The 18851-nt window shown below is 40.9% G+C and carries 5 protein-coding genes; 3 read left to right on the forward strand and 2 right to left on the reverse strand.

Annotation, left to right across the window (positions count from 1 at the left end; genetic code table 11):
* Positions 1 to 2 precede the first annotated feature (2 nt).
* Positions 3 to 968: a GGDEF domain-containing response regulator gene (locus PL9214_RS19185; protein WP_072720366.1), complete on the forward strand. Its 966-nt coding sequence runs from the start codon at positions 3 to 5 to the stop codon at positions 966 to 968.
* A gap of 74 nt (positions 969 to 1042) precedes the next feature.
* Here the strand turns inward: PL9214_RS19185 and PL9214_RS19190 are convergent, their stop codons facing one another.
* Positions 1043 to 3826: a bifunctional acetate--CoA ligase family protein/GNAT family N-acetyltransferase gene (locus PL9214_RS19190; RefSeq protein WP_072720367.1), complete on the reverse strand. Its 2784-nt coding sequence runs from the start codon at positions 3824 to 3826 to the stop codon at positions 1043 to 1045.
* A gap of 729 nt (positions 3827 to 4555) precedes the next feature.
* On the opposite strand from PL9214_RS19190, the gene adhE reads away from it, so the two are divergent.
* Positions 4556 to 7225: a bifunctional acetaldehyde-CoA/alcohol dehydrogenase gene (adhE, locus tag PL9214_RS19195; protein ID WP_072720368.1), complete on the forward strand. Its 2670-nt coding sequence runs from the start codon at positions 4556 to 4558 to the stop codon at positions 7223 to 7225.
* Between the two features lie 80 nt (positions 7226 to 7305).
* On the opposite strand, the gene PL9214_RS19200 is transcribed toward adhE, so the two are convergent.
* Positions 7306 to 12114: a glycosyltransferase gene (locus PL9214_RS19200; RefSeq protein WP_072720369.1), complete on the reverse strand. Its 4809-nt coding sequence runs from the start codon at positions 12112 to 12114 to the stop codon at positions 7306 to 7308.
* A 468-nt stretch (positions 12115 to 12582) separates the two neighbouring features.
* Here PL9214_RS19200 and PL9214_RS19205 point away from each other — a divergent pair, with 468 nt between their 5' ends.
* A complete protein-coding gene (locus PL9214_RS19205) occupies positions 12583 to 18744 on the forward strand; it encodes a pre-peptidase C-terminal domain-containing protein (RefSeq protein WP_072720370.1) in 6162 nt (2053 codons plus the stop codon).
* Positions 18745 to 18851 lie beyond the last annotated feature (107 nt).

Below are 18851 nucleotides of genomic sequence, written 5' to 3' on the forward strand. Positions count from 1 at the left end.
CAATGACAAGTCTACTCAAATACCCAACTCAAACGAATATTTTGATTGTGGATGATACGCCGGATAATCTACGCTTGTTAGCCAAAATCCTAGAATCTCAGGGTTATATTGTTCGGAAATCCCTGAATGGGAGAATGGCACTGCAAGGGGTGCAGCGTGATCCACCCAATCTAATTTTGCTCGATATTAATATGCCGGAGATGAATGGGTATGAAATTTGTGAAAAGTTAAAAGCATCGGAATCGACGGCTTACATTCCGGTGATTTTTATTAGTGCCCTGGAACGTTTGGAAGATAAGGTGCGGGCTTTTGAATTGGGGGGTGTGGATTATATTACGAAACCGTTTCAAGAACAGGAAGTTTTAGCCCGGGTTAAAAATCAATTATTAATTCAACAACAACATCAACAATTAATTGAACAAAATCAACGGTTAGAACAAGAAATTAAAGATCGGTTGAAAGCGGAAGCAGAAGTGAGAAAATTGTCTTTAACGGATGATTTAACCGGACTTTATAATCGACGAGGCTTTTTTTTACTCGCAGAACAACAATTAAAAATTGCACGACGCACCCAAACGCCTTGCTGTGTTTTATTCGCCGATTTAGATGGGTTAAAGAAAATTAATGATACCCTCGGACATGAATTGGGAGACCGAGTAATTATGGATGCGGCTCAAATTCTCAAGGAAACCTTTCGAGATGCTGATATTGTGGCGCGACTGGGGGGAGATGAATTTTCTCTTTTTCTTCCGGGTGGAGAAAGTCATTCAACGGATTTTCAGGCTCGGTTACAAGCTAATCTGGATTGCTTTAATTTAACGTCAAATCGGGCTTATATCCTTTCTATTAGTATGGGTGTACAACCCTGCGATTTAAATCAAAATTATTCCCTAGAACAATGGATTTCCAAAGCTGACAAATTAATGTATGAACATAAACAGATGAAATATTTACAAAATCATGTTTGAGCGCCATGCAGAGACGCGCCAATAGCCTATCGGCATCGCTACGCTAAGGCTCGTCTCTACAAAATCCAGCAAACTCATTCCCTGTTCCCTGTTCCCTGTTCCCTGTTCCCTATCAACTGAATTTCAGCCCGAACCATCGGTTCACCGATTATCCGATTTAATGTAAATCTTAATTGTTCGCAAATATGTTGCATAATTCGATTATCACTGAGGATTTCTGCAAAAATCAGAGGCATTTTTTCCTGAGTACCAATGTTAAGCAATTGTCGTAGTAATTCCGTCCCAATGCCTTGACGTTGGTAACTATCACTCACCAGTAAAGAAAATTCTACCTCATCGTTTCCATAGCCTTTACTCAGGCGCCCGACCCCAATAATTTTATTTTCGACCGTTTCGGGGTTTTGATATTCTGCCACTAATGCCATTTCCCGATCATAATCAATAAAACACAGCCGCGATAACCGTTCATGGGTAATTCGAGAACTGAGTTTGACCAAATGAGCATAACGAAGATAGACGCTTTCCTCGGATAAACTTTCGTCAAACTTGACCATTAACGGTTCATCTTCAGGACGGATGGGGCGAATGGTAATTGCTATGCCCTGCTTTGATGTCCAATGGGTGATATATTGGCGAGGATAGGGACGAATGGCTGGTTTTGGTAATGCTTCGGGTTTCGTCTCTGGGGAATGTAACACCACTCGTGCATCTAAGGCGATTAACTCGTTTTCCGAAGCGAGTAGAGGGTTAATATCAATTTCTTTAATCCAAGGGTGTTCAACGACTAAATGAGAAAACCGAACTAATAACTGTTCTAAAGCTTCCATATCCACTGAAAGCCTTCCCCTCACGCCTAATAAAGCTTTATAAATTTTCGTTTGTTCCATCATCCGACGGGCAAGGGTGGTATTTAACGGAGGTAAAGCTAAGGCTCGGTCTTTAAACACTTCTACCAATTGTCCCCCCATGCCAAATAACAACACCGGGCCGAATTGGGGGTCAAGGCTACTACCAATAATTAATTCATAGCCTTCTAATTTAATCATCCGTTGTACCGTCACCCCTTGGAAATGTTCTGGCCCGACTTGTTGGGTAACAAAGGTTTCAATGGCGGTGTAGGCTTGCCGCACAGCTTCGGCGGTATTGAGGTTGAGTTGGACTCCACCCACATCGGTTTTGTGTGTAATCGTTTTGGATAACAATTTCAACACGACGGGATACCCTAACTGCTCCGCCACATCAACGGCTGCATCGATATTTGAGGCGATACAGGTTTGTACGGTGGGAATGCCATAGGCTGAGAGGAGACGTTTGGATTCAAATTCAGTTAGAAGAGTTCGCCCCTCGGCTAAAACAGAACCAATCAGATGTTGGACACAATCACAAACTAGACCATCATCTTCATGGATTTTGGGTAAACTGGGGGTTTCATACAAGCCTTTTAAATTGTAGGTGTAGCGCCACATATAGTTAAACATCCGTACCGCCGAGTCGGGATAGGAAAAGGTGGCAATATTGGCTTGATTGAGAATTTTAATCCCCGATGCCACATCCGCCCCCCCCATCCAACTCGCTAAAATCGGTTTATTGGGCATTTTCATACAACGATATTTCAACTGTTCCGCCGTTTTGCTGGGGTCAGTCATGGATTGGGGAGTTAATATCACTAAAATACCATCACTATTCGGATCTTGAACCACGATATCAAAGGCTTTGGCATAGCGTTCGGGGTCAGCATCTCCTAAAATATCAATGGGGTTATTATGACTCCATTGGGGAGGTAACACTTGATTCAGGGCTTCAAGGGTTGCAGAGGAGAGTTGAGCGAGGGTGCCACCTTCTCCAATTAAGGTGTCTGTGGTTAATACCCCTGGCCCTCCAGCATTGGTTAAAATCGTGAGTCGTGGGCCTTTGGGTCGGGGTTGTTTGCTCAGGAGTTCGGCAATGGAGAACAAATGGGCAATATGATAGACCCGCAGAATTCCGCAGCGTCTAAAGGCGGCATCCAACACATCATCGCTTCCCGCTAAAGCTCCAGTGTGGGAGGCAGCGGCTTTGGCGGCGGCTTCAGTGCGTCCGGCTTTAATCACAATAATCGGTTTGGTTAGGGCGACTTCTCGCGCCGCCGATAAAAAAGATCGGGCATCCCCGATGGATTCCATATAAATAACAATACTTTGAGTTTGGGGATCATTGCCTAAATAATAAATTAAATCTCCCCAACCAATATCTAACATTGAACCAATGGAAACGAAGGCACTAAATCCAACATTTTCTCGGAAACTCCAATCTAAAATAGAAGTACATAAAGCTCCACTTTGACTGATAAACCCAACATTTCCGGGTTTAGCCATTGCACTGGCAAAAGTGGCATTTAATCCCGTTAAGGGATTCATTAATCCTAAACAGTTGGGGCCAATAATTCGCAGTTTACTCGATTGAGCAATTTGCAAAATTTTCTGTTCTAATTCTAAGCCTTTTTGCCCAATTTCTTTAAATCCTGCTGATAGAATAATTACCCCTTTAACACCGACATCGACACACTCTTGGATCACGGCGGGAACACTCGCCGCTGGGGTAGCAATAATGGCTAAATCAACGGGTTCCGGGGTGTCTTTAATACTAGAATATGCTTTGATTCCCAAAATACTATTGCGATGCCGATTAACCGGAAAAACCGTGCCACCAAAGGGACTACTAATTAAATTCCAAAGGAGGGTTCTACCGACACTATTGGGTTTTTCAGTAGCCCCAATAACGGCAACTGTTTTGGGATTAAAAATAGCATTTAGAGATTGATGTTCGTAGCGTAAAACATCATGGGCTGGATCAGAGATTCGCGTTGCTGTGGTTTGCATAGACCACTCCTTATACGGGGCACTGGAATGAGGGAAAAATAACAAAAAATTTTGTAGTTTTAAGCACGTTATTCCAGCTTTTATTCTTTTCCATTATAATCTAATCTTTCAGGAAATCTCTGATCCTTATAAAGTTTCAAGATTTGTCCAGGGATCAGAAAAAGCGATCGCAACTAACCCAAAGGCTGATCACGGTTTCCCTGTAACACTGTAACAAATTTCCGGTTAAGGTTGAATGAAAACTTTCTGGGACTGATCTTTCCTGGCTGTTTCTATCCGTTTAATCAAATTAAGTTAAAAAGTATGAAAATTCTGAGAAAAAATTGTAATAATGAATAAGATCAACAGTCAATTACAGCTTGAGTCATCAGTGGGTTTAGGGCATCCATCCCCATCACCCCGTCCTTTTAGAAAAAATGGGTATCCCGGTTCAAAACTGAGGTCTTATTAAGAAAAATTAAATTAAAACTTTAATCTTAAAAAGATCTTAAATTTTACGCGGATCACATCAGATCATCAACAACAGCCATTTTCAACCCCAACCTTTGAACACACCTCTCTAGGACTGAGTTTTCCCTAGAGGTTCATCAGTTTGACTCACCACTTTAATCTTAAATTTCTATTAAAATTTTGTTGAGTTTCTGAGTTCCAGATTCCAAAATCAATAAAACCGATTATCATATAAAGTCAGGACAAAAAAACCTAAATCTAACCCGAAGGGGACGACTAATGATAGATAAAGTCACAAACATTGATGAACTTGAAGCCCTCATAAAACGGGTGAAAGTGGCAGAAGAAAAGTATGCAAGCTATACTCAAGAACAGGTAGACTATATCTTTAAAAAAGCAGCCCTCGCCGCGAATGCTGCCCGTATTCCCTTAGCAAAAATGGCTGTCGAAGAAACGGGAATGGGGGTAGTCGAAGATAAAGTCATCAAAAACCATTTTGCCTCAGAAATTATCTACAATAAATATAAACACGATAAAACCTGTGGAGTCATCGAAGAAGACAAATCCTTTGGATTCCAAAAAATCGCTGAACCCGTTGGTATTTTAGCCGGGATTGTTCCCACCACAAACCCCACATCAACGGCAATTTTTAAAGCTTTAATTGCGCTTAAAACTCGCAACGGGATTATTTTTTCTCCCCACCCCCGCGCCAAACATTGTACCGCCGCCGCCGCTAAAATAGTTCTCGATGCTGCCATCGAAGCTGGTGCCCCAGAAGATATTATGGGTTGGATTGATGAACCCACTGTTCCCCTGTCTCAAGCTTTAATGCAGCACCCGGATATTAAATTAATTTTAGCCACCGGAGGGCCGGGAATGGTACGGGCTGCCTATTCTTCTGGTAATCCTTCCTTGGGTGTTGGTGCCGGAAATACCCCCGCTTTAATTGATGACACTGCCCATATTAAAATGGCTGTTTCCTCAATTATTATTAGTAAAACCTTCGATAATGGCATGATTTGTGCTAGTGAACAATCGGTCATTGTAGTTGATTCTATTTATGAAGAAGTCAAACAAGAATTTACCCTGCGCGGTGCTTATTTCCTTACCGCAGAAGAACGGGAACGCATGGCAAAGGTTATCTTTATTAACGGACATTTGAATGGAGAAATTGTCGGTCAACCCGTGCAGAAATTAGCAGCTTTAGCCGATATTACAATTCCCGAAGAAACACGGGTGATTATTGGGGAAGGAATAAATGTTGACGAAACTGATCCCTTTTCCCATGAAAAACTTTCTCCTATTTTAGCCATGTATCGGGCAACAAATTTTGAGGATGCAGTTGCCAAAGCGGATACTTTAGTGCAGTTAGGAGGACGAGGACACACCGCCGCTCTCTACACGTCTCCGAGTAATCTGGATCATATTAAACGGTTTGAAGATACTGTTCAAACCGCACGGGTTTTAATTAATACCCCATCGTCTCAAGGGGCAATTGGAGATATTTATAACTTCCGTCTTGACCCCTCTTTAACTTTAGGCTGTGGCACTTGGGGCGGTAATTCCATTAGTGAAAACGTTGAACCTCGGCATTTACTCAATATTAAAACCGTCGCAGAACGTCGGGAAAATATGCTTTGGTTCCGTATTCCTCCCAAAGTTTATTTCAAATATGGATCATTACCCGTTGCTATTCGAGAATTAGCCGGAAAACAACGAGCATTTATTGTCACCGATAAACCCTTATTTGATATCGGGGTAACAAATTCTCTGGAGGAAGTTTTAGAAGAAATTGGGCTTAAATATGATGTATTTTACGATGTTGAACCCGACCCCTCTTTAGATACGGTACAACGGGGATTAGCATTAATGAATACATTTAAACCCGATGTGATTATTGCCATTGGTGGAGGTTCTCCGATGGATGCAGCTAAAATTATGTGGTTAATGTATGAACACCCGGATATTGAATTTGAAGGGTTAGCCATGCGGTTTATGGATATTCGGAAACGGGTTTATGAACTGCCTCCGTTGGGCGATAAAGCAATTTTAGTTGCAATTCCTACCACATCGGGAACGGGTTCAGAAGTCACACCGTTTGCTGTTGTGACAGACCGACGCACAAATATTAAATATCCCTTAGCGGACTATGCTTTAACCCCAAATATGGCAATTATTGACCCGGAATTAGTGTTAAATATGCCAAAAAGTTTAACGGCTTTCGGGGGAGTTGATGCCTTAACCCATGCCATCGAATCTTATGTTTCGGTGTTAGCTTCGGAATATACCAATGGGTTAGCTTTAGAAGCGATTCGGTTAATCTTTAAATACCTGCCCAGTTCCTATGAAAATGGGGCAAAAGATCCGAAAGCACGGGAAAAAATGCACTATGCGGCGACGATGGCAGGGATGGCATTTGCGAATGGATTTTTAGGGATTTGTCACTCGTTAGCCCATCAATTAGGCGGAACATTCCACATCCCACACGGATTAGCGAATGCGTTATTAATTAGTTATGTTATTCGTTATAATGCGACGGATGTTCCCTTCAAACAAGCGACTTTTTCTCAATATAAATATCCGAATGCCAAATGGCGCTATTCTCGGATTGCTGATTATCTACGCTTAGGCGGAGAAACGGAAGATGAAAAAATAGATCGGTTAATTCTGGCTATTGAAGAATTAAAACGGTTAGTGGGAATTCCGGCTTCCATTCAAGAGGTTTTAACGGATAAAACCGAAGCAGAATTTATGGCAAAATTAGATGAAGTTGCAGACCAAGCTTTTGATGATCAATGTACCGGGGCTAATCCTCGTTATCCGTTGATTAAAGACTTGAAACAACTGTTAATTGATGCTTATTATGGTCGTCCTTTAGTGTCATCTGATTATAATGGCGATCGCATTTTCCCCAACTTTGAACCTCAACCGATGATGATTGGCGGTTAAAGACATTAAGCTTTAACCTGCGATAGCCTAGCAACCGTCTATTGGTATCGCAGGTTAATTTTATTGATCATTTCTGATTTCTACAGATAACCTTGATAAATCTGCCCTACTAGATTTTTTAGATCATCTGATAAAAATGAATAATCAGGATGAGTATACAGTTTTTGATAAAATTTTCTCAGTTCAGAATAACCTGACTCAGCATTTTTTAAAGTTTGTTGATCAGAATGTAAACGAAAACCGGATAATTTTTGATTGATAAATCCAATTTTATAACAACCCATGAGTCTTAACCAGAGATCTAAATCTAACAACTGTTTAAATTCTGAGTCAAACCCTCCCAGTTGTTCAATTGCTGCTTTTTTAATCAAAACGGTACTAGGTTCGCCGATTTTATTCAGTGGACTCTGAAGTAACTGAGGATCAGTTAATAAATCTTTTCCGGTTTGAATTGATTTTAAGTTTGACCAATTTTGATGTAAATCTTGATAACCATAATAAGCTCTCAGCAAGATTTTATTGGCTGTTACTTCTGGAGATAGAATAATATTTCTAGGTGAAAAAACTAGACCGATTTCTGTATCTGTTTCCGCTAAATTTACCAATTCTTCAAGACAATTTGGCTCTAATAAATCATCTTGGAAGAGAAATTTAATATATTTCCCGTGAGCTTGAGAGATACAATAATTCCAATTTTTGGCTAACCCATATTGTTCATGCTGAAATAGGGATACTTTCAAAGAACAATTTTTCTGAAAAGATTGAATAATTTCTAAAGTTTTATCCGTTGAACTATCATCAGAGATAATAATTTCTAAATGAGGATAGGTTTGATCAACGACACTTGATAACGCCTCTGCTAAATATTTCTCACCATTATAGGTGGGAATACAAACACTAACTAGGGGAAGTTCTGATTTAACCCCTGTAAATTCAGGTAAAATTTTAGGAGAATCTGAAACGGGAGAACCACTTAAATAAGCTTCTTGTAAAATTTGGCGATAACTTTCTACCATTTGTTCAAAATTATTAAAGCGCTCTAAAACCTTTGAGGAATTTTGAGCGAGGTGCGATCGCAATTTTTCATCCGTTAATAACTGAGTAATAACCTTCGCTAAAGCGTCAATATTACCCGGAGGATAAAATAGCCCATTCACCCCTTGTTTAACTTGTTCTTTGACCCCAAAAACAGGTGTAGCAATAATCGGTAAACCATAACTCATGGCTTCTAAAATCACACGGGGGAAACTTTCAATTCGAGAAGTTAAAATAAAGATATCCGCCGCTTTATAATAACGTTCTGTATCAGGAGTTTCAGGAATAATATTAATTTTTTCCTGTAAAACTATCGGTAAACTCCGTACTAAAGTTTTCAATTCATCACTATAGAAACTAGGGCGATCGCCAACCATCAAAATTTTAACTTTTTTCTGCCATTCTGGAGGTAATTTTGCCAAAGCTAAGGGTAAATCTTTTTGCCCTTTTCGAGATCCCACCGTTCCCAATAGCAATAAAACAATTTCATCTTTTTTGATCTTTAAAGATTCTCTGGCTTTTTCCCTCGTCCAAGTTGCATTACTCATTGGGGATGAACTGCGATTAATCCCATTATAAATTACGGTAAAATTATTATGATGATTCAAATCTAAATAATTTTTTTGAGTTTCGGAAGCCACAAAAATAACACGATAAGGAAACCGAAAACACTCTAAAGCATGACGAGTGATTTCTTCATTTAATCCTTGAAAATAACTCTCTAAGGGTTGGCTTTCATGAATATTCCAAATACAAGGAATCCCCAATCGTTGAGCGCAGTCTACCAGAAAAAAGTTAGGCAATGTATTAATATAAAAAACATCTATCTTGAGTTTAGATAACTGCTGACTTAATCTTTGCATCACCAGATTATAGGTATCTAAATCATATTTTGCATCTAAAGGATAAGGTTTACAAATCATTACCTGTATGCCTTGTTTTTGATAGTCTGTTTGTAGTGGCCCTTCTTGAAAAGAAAATACAATCGGTTCAATCAATCCGGCTTTTGCTAACTCCACTGCAATTTCATATTGATGTAAAGGTGCACCTGTTAAATCTAATAAATGACTCGCAATTAAGACCCGCAATCGTTTTTTCATTGATCCTAATAAAAACCGCCGAGGTTGGATTCTAAAATGTTCATCAGCTAAGGATAAATGAGGACTATAATAAGGATCAACTTTATTTCCGTATAAATGTCGAAATGCTGCTACTTCTTGGGGTGAATCTTGATAACCTCTAGTTGCGCCTTCATGATGAATTAATTCTGCTGTCGGACAATAAACACTTCTCCATCCTTTATCACTGAGTCGATAGCAATAATCAACATCATTATAAGCCACAGCAAACTGTTCTGAATCAAATCCTCCAATTTCTAAAAATAAATTCCGAGGTGTCAATAAACAAGCCGCACTAACCGCCGAATAATTGCGAACAACTTGAATATAACTTAAGTAACCATTGGCTTTACTAGGTCTTAATTTAAACCCATGACCTGCTAATCCTTGATGGAGTCCATGAACAACTCCAGCGTGTTGAATTTTTTCATTGGGAAATACTAATTTTGCTCCAACAGCACCGACTCCTTGGATTTGAGCATAACCCATCATTTGACTTAACCAATGGGGAGAAATCACCTCAGTATCATTATTCAAAAATAGGATATAATCACTCTGAATTTGTTGAACTGCTTGATTATGAATTGCAGCAAAATTAAAGATTTTATCAGGAGTTTCTATTTTTAACACTTGCTGGGGAATCTGTTCTAAATAAGCTAGGGTATTAGGATCATCACTGCCATTATCAATAATCACAATTTGATAATTTTGATAGGTTGTTTTCTTTAAAGAAAATAAACAAGCTTCTAATAACTGTTTTTGATTTTTAGTTGGAATTAAAATCGTCACCGATAGCCCTTGATCGGGAAATTGATGCTCAAAAACCCCGACTTGTTTATGAATTGCCCAGTTAGGTTGTTGAATAATTCCGGCAATTCTCCGACGTTGAAACGCTTCTTGTAACGCTTGAATAGAAGCTTTAAAACTATTGGGTTTTGCAAGGGCTGAAGCGGCTGTTGAACCGGGAATTGCTCGCCAATGATATAGAATTAAAGGTAAATGAGCAATCTGATGACAAATTTCCGTTGCTCTTAAGGCAAAATCATAATCCTGCGCCCCTTCAAATCCAATTCTGAATCCCCCTAATTGTTCAAAGATTTCTCGTTTCACTCCCCATAAATGACCGATATACATATAAGATAAAAGTAATTCTGGCGACCAATCGGGTTTAAATTGAGGAGCAAAACGATTACCTTGACTATCAATTTTATCATCATCGGAATAAAGAAACTCTGTTTCTGGATGTTCCCCTAAATATAAGGCGATTTCTGCTAAAGCATCGGGGGTGAGTTGATCATCATGATCTAAAAATAGTAAAAATTCTCCGGTTGCTAAACTTGCTGCACTATTACTCGCTTGACTAATATTGCCATTTTCTGGGCGAAATATCACACGAATACGCGCATCTTGTTTTTGCCATTGGTTTAATTGTTTTTGAATTTCTGGATGGGTACTTCCATCATCTGCAATGCAAAGTTCCCAATTGACGTAAATCTGTTGAGTAACACTGGCGATCGCTTTTTCTAAATATTCTACTAAAGGGTTATATACTGGCATAATCACCGATAGTTTGGGAAGCTTTGATATATCTTTTTTTAACCGAGAATGTAAGAACATCTGGGCTCTTTGATTCCACTGATTAACATTTAACCAAGCTTCATAGGGTTTTAAACCTTGGGAACTAACAAAATCAGAGGGTTTAACTGGAATAATTTCTGATGGAATAGGTTGAGTTTTATTCAGCTTTAATTCAGTATTTAAACTCTCAATTTCCCGTTCTAAATTTCTGATTTTTAGCCAATCTTGACAGATCCAGGCTTGAGGAGGATCGGAAGGTTGCCACTGTGACCAGGATAACTGAGGTTCGGCATTTAAAGGGGAAGATTCAGCTTCTAATGCTAAATATAAATCTAAAGCTTTGGGGAAATATTGTTTAATAATTTCAGTTCTATAGTTTGGAATCGATTTAGATTTTAATAAATGAGGTTGAATGATTTGAGCATAGTTTGGATGAGATAAATTCAAAGTAAAATCTTGATTAATTTTATTAATAAGCTCGTGGTTATTATTAATTAAATAATTAATATTGATTAATACACATTTAGAAGAATTTTTACGATAAAACTCTAATATTTTTTGATTATATAAAATCCATGAATCAATCGCAAGTTGAGGATTATCTTGAATTAAATCATCTGTTCCTCGACGATACAAAGAATCCACCACTTCCCAAGGGGAGCGATAGACAAAAATAAACTTAGCTTGGGGTATTAAGGTTTGCCAAAAGTTTAAGAATAATGTCGTGCGTGGATCTTTCCATCCCCAGAGATTTCGTTGAGATTTTCGGGTGATTAAGGTTTTAGCGACTGTTACATATTCAGGTAAGATTTGTTTATGGGGTTGAATCATCCATCCCTCAATATTTAAGTTTTGCGATCGCAATACAGTTTGATGAAACTGGACGAACTCAATATCCTCAAAATGACCCCTAATATTACCTGTATTAGCTCCAATTAATTGATCCCCTAAATAGACACCAGCTTCTTGCAAAATAGTAGCAATTAAGGACGTTCCTGAACGGTGCATTCCCGTAATTACTAATACGGTTGTACGAGGAGTCGTGATCATTCCTTGTGATGGCATCAATAACTCCGTACTAGGGGGAGAAGTTGGGACAGGGGAAGAACTAGAGATAGGATGGGGTTCTAGGGAACGCAAAATATCAGATTCTCGCATAGATAGTCAGTGTTAATAATTTTACTCCTGTTAGAGTAAAACTTAAATTAATGTTAAGTTTTAGGCTTCGGCTTAAATTTAGCTTTATTAATTCTATCTTTAATAAAATGTATACTCTCATTAAATTTTGTTTCAAACCCCAAAAAAAGTGAAAAATTTTACAGCATATCCCGAATCAGATGATATACTTAGTTTCAGATTGAATACATCTTCCAACTGTTTTAAGTCTTAAACCTTACTCGTTTTGGCTTTCAAAGGGTTCCCTCCACCCCAAATTTCTCACTGACCTGCTACTGAAATTGCTGAAACCGTTCTGCACAAAAGGACGCATTATTCCTATTTAATATTTCTCTGCTCAATAAACTTTGTTGCGCTAGATAGTTTGTTGGGTTAGGGATGTTGTTGGCTATTAAATCTAATAGCCTCGACTCGACTTGCCTTTGTTAGATAATTGAGGACGAAAATATTATGCCTGATCTACCTGATCTATATGAACCCAATGACTCCCTGGGAGGGGCTAGTGACTTAGGGCTAACCAGTGGAAATTTGCAGATTCCCAACTTAAGCATTGATGCTTATAACGAAGATTGGTTTCAGTTTCAAACCACTGGTGACGGTGCAACAACTGTCGGGATTGATTTTGATTCCGCACAGGGAGATTTAGATCTTTATGTTTATGATGCTTTCGGTTATTATCTGGGCAGTTCCACAAGCATGAGCAATAATAACGAAACCGTTTATTCAAGCTATCTCCCGACGGGAACCTACTATGCCCAAGTGTACGGGTCGAACGGTGCTAGTAACCCAAACTATACGTTAAATCTTTCCACACCTTCTGCAACACAGTTTGATGATTGGTATGAGGAAAATGATTTTTTCGGAACAGGTAACTTAGGGGTACTACAAGGATGGAACCCCTACTATGGTTTAGTGCTTCAGCCTAATGATGAAGATTGGTTCCAGTTTCAAACCACGAATACCGGAACCCTGAATGTTCGCCTAGATTTCCTCAATTCTCTGGGAGATTTAGACTTTGAACTCTATAATAGCGCGGGTCAACTGGTGGGTTCCTCCGCTACTGCTGGAGATACCGAACAGATCAGCATTCCCAATGCTGCCCCAGGTATTTATCATGCCAAAGTGATTGGATATGGTGGAGCGGGTAACTCCAACTATAGTCTCACCGTTGATGCTCCCATTACGACCACCTTTGATGATCGGTATGAACCCAATGACTCCTTAAGCAGTGCATCCGTTTTGCCTTTAGTGAATGGTCAGGTTAATGAAACGAACCTGAACACGTCATGGGACGATCCCGACTGGTTCCAATTTACCGTGCCTGGAAACTTGACTCCAGGTAGCAATATTAGTGTTGATGCGGTTAACGATCAAGGCTCCCTCAATCTGATTTTATATGATCAAAATGGCAACTGGGTTAACATGGGCTATGGTTACAACGATCAAAGTGCCACAATTAACTTAGATTATCTCAGTCAGGGAACCTACTATGCCCAAGTTAGTGGATATAGTTATGATTTTGCTAGTGTCGTTAACTACAACCTTTCAATTAATGCGGTTTCTGGTGGCAGTAGCGCAATTCCCAATGATTTCTTTGAACCGAATGATACTCAAGTAACTGCGACTTCCTTAATGGGGAATACCAGCTACACAAACCTAACCATAACCCCTAATAATCCTGACTGGTTCCAATTTTATCTACCCGCAAACCTGGCTCCGAGCAGTAGCTTCGGTATTAATTTCTTAAACTCTCAAGGAGATCTCGACATCTCCCTCCATGATCAATATGGCAACTGGATTAATGGTTCATCATCGGGTTGGAGTGATACCGAAAGTGTTCCTTTAAGTGGACTGACTGAGGGAACCTACTATGCTCAAGTTTACGGTGCGTATGGATCGACCAATCCTAACTACAGCGTAACGCTCAATACACCTTTGGGTGGTACTACAGTTACGGATGATCGGTATGAAGAAAATGACTCCTTAGGAGGAGCAGCGCGATTAGAGCTATCAAATATTGGTCAATTTAATGCCAACAACTTAGTCGCCAACGATGATGACTGGTTCCAGTTTACGGTTCCCCAAAATCCGAGCCCTGGGAGTAACATTAATATCGGGTTTAGTCAGGGTCAAGGAGACGGCCTTTACCTGTACTTGTACGATCAAAATGGCAACTGGCTTAACTTTTCCTATAATGGGGGGAATAATAACCCAACCATTGCTTTAGATACCCTACCTGGTGGCACATACTATGCACAGGTCGTGGACTATTCAGCAACTAACCCCAGTTATAGTCTGAATATTGATGCCCAAGGTGGAACAGCACCTCCTACGGGTGGCGATGATCCACTTGAAGACAATGATCTTCAAACATCAGCAACTATTTTACCCGTCGGACAACAAACCTTTATCGCTTTGAGTGCTTTAGATGATGATTGGTACAAATTTACACTCAACAGTCCAGCCCAAGCCAGTGATTACGTTAGTATAGATTTTCAGCACAGTCTAGGGGATTTAGACCTGGAAGTGTTAACACCAACAGGTCAATATTTAGGTTCCTACGGCGTCAGTAACACTGAAACGATTAGTCTGGTTGGTCAACCCGAAGGGGATTACTATATTCGTGCCTATGGCTTTAATGGGGCAACAAACTACTATAACCTTAATGTTGTTACCTCAACCTCCTCAAGCAACAATCCTTCCGAGGATGATTCATTTGAAGAAAATGATACTTCAGATCAGGCTACCGATCTACAGACAAAACTCCTGAGTGGAGAAAGCAGTTTTACCGATCTGAAGATTAACTCTAATGATGATGACTGGTTCAAATTTACAACAACTCAAATCGGAGGACTCAACGATAAAATTACAATCAACTCAACCCAATCGGGAGATTTAGATTTAGAAATTCTCGCTCCTGATGGGCAAACCTATGGTTCCTATGGTATCTTCGCTAATGAAGAAGTGAGCTTGGCTTATCTTCCCGCCGGAGAATACAAAGTCAGAGTCTCTGGTTATGCTGGAGCGGCTAATTCCAATTACAGTTTATCGATTACGGCTCCGGTGACATCATCTAGTACCGCAGGAATTCAACCCGACCCACGAGAAACTAATGATAGTCGAGAGACAGCAAGCCCTGTTCTCAATAACGGGATCATTCCCAGTCTCAACATTCATGCCGCCAATAATGAAGATTGGTTCAAGTTTAACTTAGGCAGTACGGGTTTATCCTCCCATCAAGTTATTGTTAATGGTTTTGAACACAGTTTAGGGGATATCGATGTTCAACTGTATGATGCTGCGGGAACCTTCCTGCGGAGTTCGGGAAGTACCAGTAACTCTGAAAGTATCTCCTTAGAGGGACTTATCCCTGGTGAATATTATGTGAAAGTCTTTGGCTATGCCGGAGCAACGAACCCTCAATACCAGCTTCAAGTTAATGCTCCTGTGGTGGATACCAATAATCCTAACTCAAACCCTGGGAACATTACAATTAACCGAGACAGCTACGAGGACAATGATACTTTTGAAACCGCTAGTAACCTGGGTACAACTCGTAGTGCTGATCCGACGCGGGTTGTCAGTGCTATTCAAGATCAAATTGATCTCACCGATTTGACCCTTGAAGCTGCGGACGATGATTGGTTCAAATTCCGAAAAACGAGTGCCGGAAATGTCGATGTTCGACTCACTTTTGAACATGACTACGGAGATGTGGATCTTGAAGTTCGGGATAGTAATAACCAACCGATCGGCCAATCCCAAGGAACGAGCGACACTGAAACCGTTTCCTTTAATGCCGCAGCCCAAGGCACTTATTACGTCCGAGCCTACGGTTATGAGGGGGCAACTAATCCCAATTATCGGTTACAGATCACTCCCACCTTTGGAAACGGAGGTTCTTTAGATGTTGTCGCTGATCAGTTTGAACCGGGTAACAACGAACGAACCGGAGCCACCGTTCTTCAAGATTTGACCTCTACTCAAGGGAGTTTGAGTATTCACAATCCCACGGATGTGGATTGGTTTAAATTTACTCCCGCAGGAAATAGTACCGAAAACAACCAAATCTTTATCAATTACGATTCCGTCGCTAATTTGACCCTGGAATTGTATGATCAAGCCGGAAATCTGCTCCCGGATCGACCGGTTGTTTCTCAACCCAATTCCGGTTTAGCCAGTATCTCCTTAGCCGGACTGCCTGGTGATGGTAACACCCCCTACTATGCTAAGGTTTCAGGAGCGAATCCTTCGCCTTACAGTTTGTCCTTGAATGCACCGGAAACGGCAAGTGTGAACCCCGGTACATCCACGGATCAGTGGACGATTATGGTCTACATTGCCGGGGATAACAACCTCGCAGCAGCAGGTCTAGTTGACATTAATGAAATGGAATCTATCGGACTGCCCGATAATGTCAATGTTGTGGTTCAGTATGATGGCAACTCAGATTATGTCTCTCAGGACTGGGCTGATACCCGTCGGGGCGTGATTCAACAAGACTTTACCACCTCTACGGTTTCTAGCAACTTAACCAGTTTGGGTGAGTTGAATATGGGTGATCCCCAAACCCTGACTGACTTTATCCAATGGGGTAAAAACAACTACGCGGCGCAAAACTATGCCGTTGTGGTTTGGGATCATGGCGGTGGCCGCAGTGGTGTGGCTTGGGATGATACAAGCGGTGGTACTAACTTATCGGTGAATGAACTGACAACGGCAATTTCCAATGCGGGTTTAGGAGATAGTCTGCAAGTGGTCGGTTTAGATGCCTGTCTGATGGCTTTAACCGAAGAAACCTACGACCTGAAAAACTTAACCGATGTGTTTGTGGGTGCCCAAAACCCAGAGCCGGGTGATGGCTGGGATTACGCGGGCTGGTTCCAACGTTTGGCGGATGGAGGCGGTCGCTTGGATGCTGAACAAATGGGCGGTGCGATCGTTGATGCCTATGGTGACTTTTATAACAATTCTGAAACTCAATCAGCCATCCGTACTTCCGCGTTAGACAATCTTAAAACTCAATTGGATGCTTTCGTAGATGCTACGGCTAATGCCAGCGATAGTGATTGGCAAGCGATTACTCAAGCACGTTCAGAAGCCAGAACCTTTTACATTGAAGATGAGCGGGATTTGGGTGGCTTCATGCAGGCGGTTGATAATCGTTTAGATGGCCCAATTGGGGATGCGGCTCGTCAAGTGTCTCAAGCTCTGCAAGCGGCAGTCATCAACCAAGTAAACTACTCTGGAGCAAACGGTCTGAGTATTTACCTGCCTCCTGTGAATGGTTCTGGTTATCAAAGTACCTACAATGGTAATAACTTCCACTTTGCCGCCGATACCAAATGGACTCAATTCCTCACCGCTTTCGCCAGTCGTGATCGTGCTATAGCCAGCGATCGCAATCAACGGATTAGTCCTGACGCTGCCGAAACCACCGATTTAAGTGGCAATATTACGGGTAATCAAAATAACAACTCGGCCAGTGCTGCCTACTATCTGGGCAATTTAGCCGGATCGGAGTATACATTCTCTGATCTGAATCTGGATACGGCTGATGATAAGGATTGGTATCGGTTTGAAATGCCGGGTGATGGTGTTGATGGCAATAAAATCTCCTTGGTTGATACGACTCCTGGCCTCACCCTGAAACTTTACAAAGCTGAAGCCAATGGCAGTTTAGCAGCCAATTCAGTGGCAGTGGCAACGGGAACTGATGGAAGCGTCAGTCTTGTCGGTCAAACCGCAGGAACCTATTTTGTTGAGGTGTCGGGTAGTGCAGCTAACCCAGAATACAGCCTGAAGGTCAATGCCCCGGCTGCCGCTATTAGTCGAAGCGGAGAAGGGATTGTCCCTGATGCTTTAGAAGGCAATGGAAACAATAACAGTCAGGCAAAAGCGAGTGATTTAGGTGGCTTAGGGCCAAACGATTCCTTGAGTATTCCCGGTCTGAATATTACTGCGGGTGATGAAGACTGGTACACGATCACCCCAACTCGGATTCCTGAACGGTATCCTAATGCGATCACGATTAACTTTGATAACGCTCAAGGCGACCTCAATCTGGCACTGTACAAAGCCGATGGGACTCTGATTGAAAGTTCTTCAACCAGCGATCGCAACTATGAGTCTATTAGTTTCCCCACTGGCGATGATCCGGTCTATATCAAAGTCTCTGGTAAAGATGGTGCTACCAATCCCAACTATACACTTGATGTTGTGCGTCGGGAGTTGGATATTGATGGGAATGGTGCGGCAGATGCTTTAACGGATGGTTTACTCAGTTTAAGCTCGCTGTTTGGTTTCACCGAGGATAGTTTAACTGATGGAAAAGTCGCTAGTGATGGACAACGTATCTATCCAGATGAAATTTCAAATTATTTAGAGCAAGCTCAAACCAATATGCTGGATGTTGATGGTAATGGCACGCCAGATGCTTTAACAGATGGTGTCATTCAACTTGCATATTTGTTTGGTTTCCGTGGGGATCAACTCGCTAATCCTGCATATCTGGGAACAGGCGCAACTCGTACAACGAGTCAGGAATTAGAAGAATTCTTGGGTTTGTATATGCCTCCTATTGCCTCAAATAATTCAGTCTCTTTGATCTAAAGTCAATCGTAAAAGGGTGAGCATCTGATCACTCTTTTACTTTTAAAATTTTCCCTACCTAAAAAGCCATACAAAAATTATCTATTGGAAAAGCTATGGCACTTGGT

The organism is Planktothrix tepida PCC 9214 (assembly GCF_900009145.1).
GTDB lineage: Bacteria > Cyanobacteriota > Cyanobacteriia > Cyanobacteriales > Microcoleaceae > Planktothrix > Planktothrix tepida.